Genomic DNA, 8,336 nt, shown 5'->3' with positions numbered 1-8,336 from the left:
TCCAGCGGGATGTCGTTTCCTTTTAGTTTAAGCGGGTACCCGTCACCGTTCCACCATTCATGGTGTTTAAGGATAAACTCGGCAATCGGTTCCAGATCGGGTGCCGACATAGCGATGCGGTGGCCTATCTCACAGTGCCGCCTCATCTCAGATGTTTCTTCAAAACTAAGGGGCCCGGGCTTAAAAAGTATACGGTCCGGTATTCCCACTTTGCCTATGTCATGAAACTGCGCCAGGAGCCTCAAATCGGCCGCTTTATTATAAGGGAGGGAAATATTATTGGCCATGCTTATAACAAGATCCTGAAGGCGCCCCGCGTGGCCCTCACTGATAAAATCCCTCGCCTCAAAAGCTTTCTTAAGAGCATGCACGATGGCGCTACGCCCGCTTTGACTGCGGTGCAGTTTTTCCCGGCCCATGTTGTTGTCCGCTTCCTTGAAAAGATTGATCAGACTCGCTCCGGAATTATTGCTTGTGGCAAATCCGATAGCTATGCTCAGCGGCAGGTCCGGGTTTGAAGAATTATACTTTTCAACCGCCGTCCTGATCCTGTTGCAGGCATTCCTCACAATTTCATCGTTGCCGTTATTAATCAGGACGGCGAATTCATCTCCTCCGACCCTGGCCACCATGTCTCCCTCACGGAAAGAACCTTTTATGACTCTGGCCGCGGCGTTTAAAAGAATGTCTCCCTTATCATGACCCAAAGTATCGTTGACCAGCTTAAGTCCGTCCACATCGCAAACTACTATGCCCGACTGGTTGCTCAGTCCTTCAGCAGTGCGCATTTTCTCTTCAAAACAAGACCTGTTGTAGAGACCTGTTAAGGGGTCGTGCAGGCTGAGGTGTTCCAGTTTTTCTTCTGCCATCTTCCGTTCGGTAATGTCACGTGCGACACCCTGGATTGCTTCAAGGTTGTTTTCCCTATCATAAAACGGCACTTTCTGGTGTTCAGTCCAGACCACACTGCCGTTTTTATGTACCCAGCGCATGATTTCCGACTTACTGTTTTGGTTGTCAAACTGGTAGCATGTAATTAAGGCCGACCGGTCATCGGGATAAACAATTTTAAAAGCAAAGTCCGGATCGGCGTAGAATTCCTCAGGGGCATAGCCTGTGATAGCGGTTGCCGACGGACTGACATACTCAAACCCTTGTTTCGGCAAAAAGCGGTAGCGATAAATAATGTCCCGGGCGTTTTCGGCCAACAGGCGAAACAGTTGTTCATTTTCCTGTAATTTTTTCTGAGACTGTTCCAGTGCCTGCAGCATCCGGTTTATTTCACCTGCCAGGCCGGCCAGTTCGTCATTGCCTTTAATCTGTATGCGCGCTGACAGGTCCCCCCTTGCGCCAATGCTGCTGACACCGTCGCTGATCCCCGCCAGTCTTGACAGCACCACTTTCCCCAGCAGCATCAGGTCAACCCAAAAGAAGACCAGCCCCACAAAAAATACAGATAATAGAAAATATAATACGCTTGCTTTTCCCTGTCTGTATATTTCTCTGGGCATGTCAATTTTAAGAAGCAGCGCGGGATCGCCGTAAATATCATTTATGCCGGCATATCCCGCGATTACATCCTCGCTTAATGGGTGGATATAGAAAGGATTTTCCTGTGATATTAAGGATTTGGCCAGATTAAAATCGTCCGGCATGGACAAATTATTTACCGGCTGAAAGGTTAATGACAGGTGAGCTTTATCGGCAAGCCTTTTTTTCTCTACCGCGTCAAGGTAGCGTCCCATAATCAGAGTGCCGCGTATGGGGCCTTCATATTCACTGGTGACAATCGGACGTGATGCAACCAGCAGCGGACCTTCAGGTAGATTAACAATACCGGTTAAGCTGCTCCCGGTATCCTGGTGGGTTAAAAGCCGGTCATTTGCGACAAAGTGTTTTACCAAGGTTTCCGGGATGGGAATCACACTGTTGCTGTTCAAATCCAGACCTTTGCCGAATACAACACTGCCGGCATTATCGATATAAATAATAAAATTAATTTTTAAGCTGGTGAATGTTGTATCCAATAGATTGGACTCAATATACTCCGCACCGGTATCTTCGACAAAATCATAAGTATCGTCCCAGGCTGCCCAGTCGGATGCAGTACTGTTTAAATAAGACAGCTCGTCTGTTAAAGTTTCCTGGGCTCTTTGAATGTTCTCCCCAACCTCGAGTTTCTCCATATTGATAAAGCTATTCATTAAAATAGCTTGTGAAGTAGAATAAAGAATAATAATCAGCCCGATCAGTGTTAAACCAGTTACAATTATAGTCTTTTTCAACAGCGACATGCTTAGTACCTCACAATATTACCGTACACTTTTAGAGGCCTGGAAGTTTTTATTTTTTTTTCAAATTGGTCAGTTAATTAAATATTCGGATTTTATACGGTTTTTCTTTACCAGATATTTTTATAATTGGTAAAGAGAAATCAATAAAAGCTTCAATCTTCCATTGTAATATAAAACGAAAACGACCACAGACAATTAAGGTGGTCGCTTAGGGTAAATCTAAGGATGACACATATTATTTGTTAAACCAGCCCGGCCATGGCCCTGAATTCCTTTTCATTTATAACCGGTATGCCCAGTGACAGCGCCTTATCATATTTTGAGCCTGGTTTTTCACCAGCGACAACATAATCTGTGCTCCGGCTGACGCTGGAAGTAACTTTGCCGCCCAAACTCTCCACCAACTCCTGCGCCTCCTGGCGGCTGAAGCCTTCCATAGCCCCGGTCAGGACAAAAATCTTTCCTTTAAGCGGCCCTTCTCGCCCTGGCACTGAACCTCCGGTCATAGTGTTTACACCGGCCTCTACGAGCTTGTTGATTACCTGGAGGTTCTTTCTTTCACTAAAGAAAGCGGTTATACTGGCGGCAATCTTGGGACCAATTTCCGGCACAGCCATCAGTTCCTCTTCCCCGGCCTTCAGCAGTGACTCCAGCGAACCATAGTGCGCGGCCAGTATTTTGGCCGCCCGCTCCCCTACGTGGCGGATCCCCAGGGCAAAAATGAGCCTGGCCAGGGAGTTCTTTTTACTGGCTTCAATAGCCCCAAGAAGGTTCTGGGCTGACTTCGGGCCCAGCCGCTCCAGGGGCAGCAGGCTCTCATAGCTCAGGTTATACAAATCCGCCGGATCTTGGATCAGCCCGGCGGCAAGAAGCTGGGAGATCACAGCCGGCCCCAGACCGGCGATATCCATGGCGCCGCGTGAGGCAAAATGGATTAACTCCTCCCATAATTTCGCCGGGCAGGCCATGTTGGTACAGCGGACAGCAGCCTCACCTTCTTCCCGCACTACCTTGGAGCCGCAGGACGGGCACTCCGCCGGCATAGTCCAGACCCTTTCCTCGCCTGTCCTTTCCTCAGGCAAAACAGCCACCACCTCGGGGATAATATCTCCCGCTTTCTGCACCAGCACCCGGTCCCCGATACGAATGTCCTTATCCCTGATGATATCCTCGTTATGTAAAGTAGCCTTGCTTACCGTGGTACCGGCCAGACGCACCGGTTCGAACTCAGCAGTGGGGGTCAGCACACCTGTCCTGCCCACCCTGACAAAAATGTTGTTAACCCTGGTGACGGCCTGCTCCGGAGGAAACTTATAGGCTATTGCCCAGCGGGGACTTTTCATCGTGGCCCCCAGCTTTTCCTGCTGGGCAATGGAGTTAACCTTGATCACCAGCCCGTCGGCGGCATAGGGAAGGTCAAAGCGGTTGGCCTGCCACTTCTGGCAGTATTCCGTCACATCACTGATCTCGCTGAAAAGCTGGTACTCATTGACCTTAAAGCCCAGCTGTTTCAAGAAATCCAAAGCTTCACTGTGATTGTTTATGAAAACCCCTTCACTTAGCCCGATACCGTATACAAATAGCCCCAATTGCCGCATAGCTGTAATTTTGGGGTCAAGCTGGCGCAAGGTTCCGGCGGCGGCGTTGCGCGGGTTGGCGAATAGAGGTTCCCCGGCCTCCTCCCTGCTCTCATTTAAGCGGGCAAAAGAATCCTTGGGCATATAAGCCTCTCCCCTGACCTCCAGCCTCAATATATCCTCACGCAGGCGGAGCGGCAGACTTCTTATGGTTTTTAAATTCTCACTGATGTCCTCTCCTGTTTCACCGTCACCACGGGTGGCCCCCCTGACCATGATCCCGTTCTCGTAATAAAGCGAGACGGCGAGCCCGTCCACCTTTGGTTCTACAACATAGCTAATCTCCTGATCGGGCAGGGCCTGCCGGACCCGCCGGTCAAAATCCTGCAGTTCATCCCCGTTAAAAGCATTGGCCAGGCTGAGCATGGGTGTATGGTGGCGCACCGTGGCAAATCCCTCTCTGGGCCGGCCGCCAACCCTTTGTGTGGGTGAATAAGGAGTTACCAGGGACGGGAATTGCTCTTCCAGCTTTTCCAACTCCCGCATCATTTTATCGTACTGGGCGTCAGAAATGGCGGGGTCATCCAATACATAATACTTGTAGTTGTGAGATTCGAGATCTCTATGCAGTTCCTCGACCCGCTGCCGCGCCGATTCAAGATCCCGGTTCAATTTACTACCACCTCCTAATTTAGACGTGAGTCGTGGGAAGTGGGACGTGGGTATATCCTGCATTCCTAATGGGTCGTGGGATTCTGCATCAATTTAGGGTGCTTTGACCCCAAAATCTGTCTTTCAATCCCACGTCTCACGTCCCATATCCCACTTCTTATTAGGCCAGCCAGGAAGCGACGTATTTTATCAAATAGGCTGACGGGATAAAAATCAACTGGGCGCATACAGTCCCTAAAAGCCTCGTAATAGTTAGGTAGACTACCATTTGTTTGACATCTTCATCACTTCTGTCCCCCCGCAGGGCCTGGTCGGTAATAGCCGCGGCCGTTGGGTCCACCACTGTTGCCGCAAGGATGGTGGCGACCCCGTTTACCACCGCGGAAAGCAGGGTGGCGGTAGAGCGAAAGCTTGGGAAAAGAGCACCCGCGTAGATGGAGGAAAGAACCCCGGTAGTGTAAATGCCGGTTACAATTATGTTTAAAAACAAAAATGTTTTGGGTATGGCGAGTCCCTTTGAAGTAGCCAGCTTCAAAGACTTTTTGCCGGGCAGATAAACCTGACTTGATGCCTTGGCAAACTTGCGCGGCGAAGAGAAAATCAGCCAGAGCATCTTAGGCACCGACCCGGTCTCCTCAAATAAAAAGATAGACTTGTTAAAAATATTAACAAAGGCAGGGATTAAAGCCGCTCCGAGTAGTGTGCCTACTGTAGCTGCCGCGATCACCAGCCTGACATTATAATCGAGCGAGGTAAGCAGTTCCAGGTAGGCCGGGTTGCTGACAAGTTGTTCATCTGGCACCTTCACTCCGGTGATCATTTGACCCTTTTTGATGAACATTTCAACAATAGAAGCAAGGAGCGGCGCCTGGATGGTATTGGCGGTACTGGCTAAAAGAAAGATAACGTTAAACAAGGAAAGAGCAGTGGCCAGCCTTCTGGTGCGGACACCGGATATACGCACCGCGTAAGCCAGGGTGTTAATGCAATGAATTACCGCTGTAAGAGCGGCAACAATCAAAAGTCGCTCCATAATTCCTCCGAAACCAGCTGTTCATAGTATTCCCCAAAAGAGTCAACAACACTTTTTCCATACATTTTTCATCCCGCAAGTTAAGAAAAAGTATGAGTTTTCTTGCTCCTAAGTTAACATAATTTACCAGTCAAAGCAAGAACCGTCCCCCGATTTGCTACTTACTTTGCCCGTTCCAGAGGGGCATATTTGGCCAGCAGTACTTTGATTCCCTGGTCCGGGAAAGCCACCTTCAGTTCGGTGTCCTCCCCCTCGCCCTGTACACCCACAACCACACCAAGTCCCCACTTAACATGCCTTACCTTATCCCCAAGGATGAAAAGATCTATCTCGTGTGCTTTCTTGGCGCTTTTTTCCCCGGCGCTTAATCCTGACCTGCTCCGCCCCCTGTGATCACCAGCCAGTTCTTCGCTGCTCAACAGGTGCGCGGGGATCTCATCCAAAAAGCGGGAAGACTTGTTATACCGCTCACTCCCATAAATCGTCCGCCTGAAACTGTGGGTAAGGTAAAGCCTTTCCATGGCCCTGGTAACACCCACATAGCAAAGGCGGCGCTCTTCTTCCAGTTCACCTGGTTCCAGCAGGGAGCGGGAGTGAGGGAATATACCTTCCTCCAGCCCGGTCAGGAAGACCACCGGAAATTCCAGGCCCTTGGCGCTGTGCAGCGTCATCAAGGCCACCTGGTCCGCATCCTCACTATATTTATCCAGGTCAGTCACCAGGGCGATGTTTTCAAGAAAGTTCCTGATATCTTTTTCCTCGTCCTGCCGGTCAAACTCCATCGTGACGGAAATGAATTCATCCAGGTTCTCCAGCCTGGTACGTGACTCCACACTGTTTTCAGCCAGCAGTTCCTGCCGGTAGCCGGTTTGCTCCAGCACTGCCCGGGTCAGGTTGGTAACACTCTCGCCGGATGATGATTCCTCCGCCAGCCGCCGCAAAAGAGCGCCAAGTTCGAGGCACTTGACCTTGATTTTTGCGGACAGCCCGGTTATCTCAGGCGCTTTTTCCAATGCTTCTACCAGCGAAACAGCATTCTTTTCTGCATAAACCGCTATCTTCTGAAAGGAAGCCTGCCCGATGCCCCGTTTCGGCACATTGATAATCCGGCCCAGGCTGACCGTATCCCGGTTATTCAGGATTAGCCTTAAATAGGCCAGGATATCTTTGATTTCCTTCCGGTCGTAAAACCTAAGGCCGCCGATGACTGTGTACGGGATACCAGCCCGGACAAAAATTTCTTCAATCACCCGCGACTGGGCGTGCGTGCGGTAGAGCACGGCAAAATCCCGGTAAGACCTGGCTTCCAGTTCTTTGAGGCGCAGTATTTTCCCCGCCACATAGTCAGCCTCGGCATGTTCATCTTCGCAGAAATAGCTTACCGGAAGCTCTCCCCGGCCCGCTGCCGTCCACAATCGTTTATCCTTCCGGTTTTCGTTGTTTTTGATAATGCTGTTGGCAGCCTCAAGGATAGAGCCGGTAGAGCGGTAGTTTTGTTCAAGCTTAATCACAGCAGCCTCCGGGTAATCCCGTTCAAAGCTCATAATGTTTTTGATGTCCGCGCCGCGCCAACTGTAGATACCCTGGTCGGGGTCGCCGACCACAAACAAATTGCGGTGGGCCCCGGCCAGCAGGTTAACCAAAACGTATTGCCCGTGGTCGGTGTCCTGATACTCATCCACCAGGATAAAACGAAACCGGTCCTGGTAATATTTCAAAACCTGCGGGTAGTTCTGAAATAAGCGCACAGTTAAAAAGATCAGGTCATCAAAATCCACCGCGTCATTTTGGCGCAGTTTGTCCTGATACAGGCGGTAAACATTTGCAGCAACCCTGTTGAAATAATCATAGGCATACTGTTCAAATTCACCAGCGTCCAGCAACTGGTTTTTAGCCTGGGAAACAGCTCCCGCCACTGCCCTGGGAGGAAACTTTTTGTCGTCCAGATCCAGTTCTTTTAGACAGTCCTTAACAACAGTGAGCTTATCGTCTTCATCGTAGATGACGAAATTCCTGCTCCGGCCAAAAAACTCCTCCTGCCTTCTCAAGATGCGCAAACAGGCGGCGTGAAAAGTACAGATCCAGATATCACGGGAAATCTCCGGAACAAGATCTTCCACTCTTTCACGCATTTCCCGCGCGGCCTTGTTGGTAAAAGTTATAGCCAAAACCCTGTGAGGAGGAACTTTCATCTCCTTTAAAAGGTAAGCGACCCGGCAGGTTAAGACCCTGGTTTTGCCGCTGCCCGCGCCGGCCAGGACCAGCAGCGGGCCGTCCCCGTAAGTAACCGCCTCAAGCTGGGCGGGGTTTAACTTGTTTAATAATTCCATTAAATCCTCCTGAAAAACTTTACCTCAATCATATAAATTCTAAGCAATAAGCGCAAATCCTGCACTGGAAGCAGCGCCGGCGCCATACAATATTCATCAAATTTCAGGCATTGTCAGGCAAGGCAAAAAAAAAGCCGATAGCAGTGTCTGCATCAGCCAAGAGATAAAACATAAATCAAATCATAATTAATGATCATTGTTAAAAACAAGTTAGGCGCTAAACAACCCAATACCTTTAGTGCAAATTTTCCCCTATATATTCTAATAAAATCCCCCATGCAATCTTAAACCAGGATGTATAAACTATTTAGCCCCCTAATTGAATTTGAGCCATACCCCCTTATTGATATAAACTAATATTAACGGAGGGGTATGGATGAAACGCAAGAGATATCCTAAAAATTTCAAAGAACAGCTTATCAAGGAAGCG

General features: G+C 49.4%; 4 protein-coding genes. All 4 read right to left on the bottom strand.

The window, feature by feature from the left end; translation table 11 throughout:
* Window positions 1-2,294 (bottom strand): CHASE4 domain-containing protein (locus Pmgp_RS18365; protein ID WP_134216012.1); only part of this gene is annotated, 2,294 nt, incomplete at its 3' end.
* A gap of 242 nt (window positions 2,295-2,536) precedes the next feature.
* The gene (gene ligA / locus Pmgp_RS18360; protein ID WP_243119953.1) at window positions 2,537-4,543 is read right to left on the bottom strand and encodes an NAD-dependent DNA ligase LigA; all 2,007 of its coding nucleotides are present in this window, start codon (window positions 4,541-4,543) and stop codon (window positions 2,537-2,539) included.
* Between the two features lie 160 nt (window positions 4,544-4,703).
* On the bottom strand, window positions 4,704-5,576 hold the full coding sequence (locus Pmgp_RS18355) for a lipid II flippase Amj family protein (RefSeq protein WP_134216008.1): 873 nt from the start codon (window positions 5,574-5,576) through the stop codon (window positions 4,704-4,706).
* 161 nt (window positions 5,577-5,737) lie between these two features.
* Window positions 5,738-7,906: a DNA helicase PcrA gene (gene pcrA / locus Pmgp_RS18350; protein WP_134216006.1), complete on the bottom strand. Its 2,169-nt coding sequence runs from the start codon at window positions 7,904-7,906 to the stop codon at window positions 5,738-5,740.
* Between the last annotated feature and the right edge of the window lie 430 nt (window positions 7,907-8,336).

The organism is Pelotomaculum propionicicum (genome assembly GCF_004369225.1).
GTDB lineage: Bacteria > Bacillota > Desulfotomaculia > Desulfotomaculales > Pelotomaculaceae > Pelotomaculum_B > Pelotomaculum_B propionicicum.
Note: the sequence above shows the minus strand (reverse complement) of the source record. Positions and strands in the feature narration are given on the sequence as shown.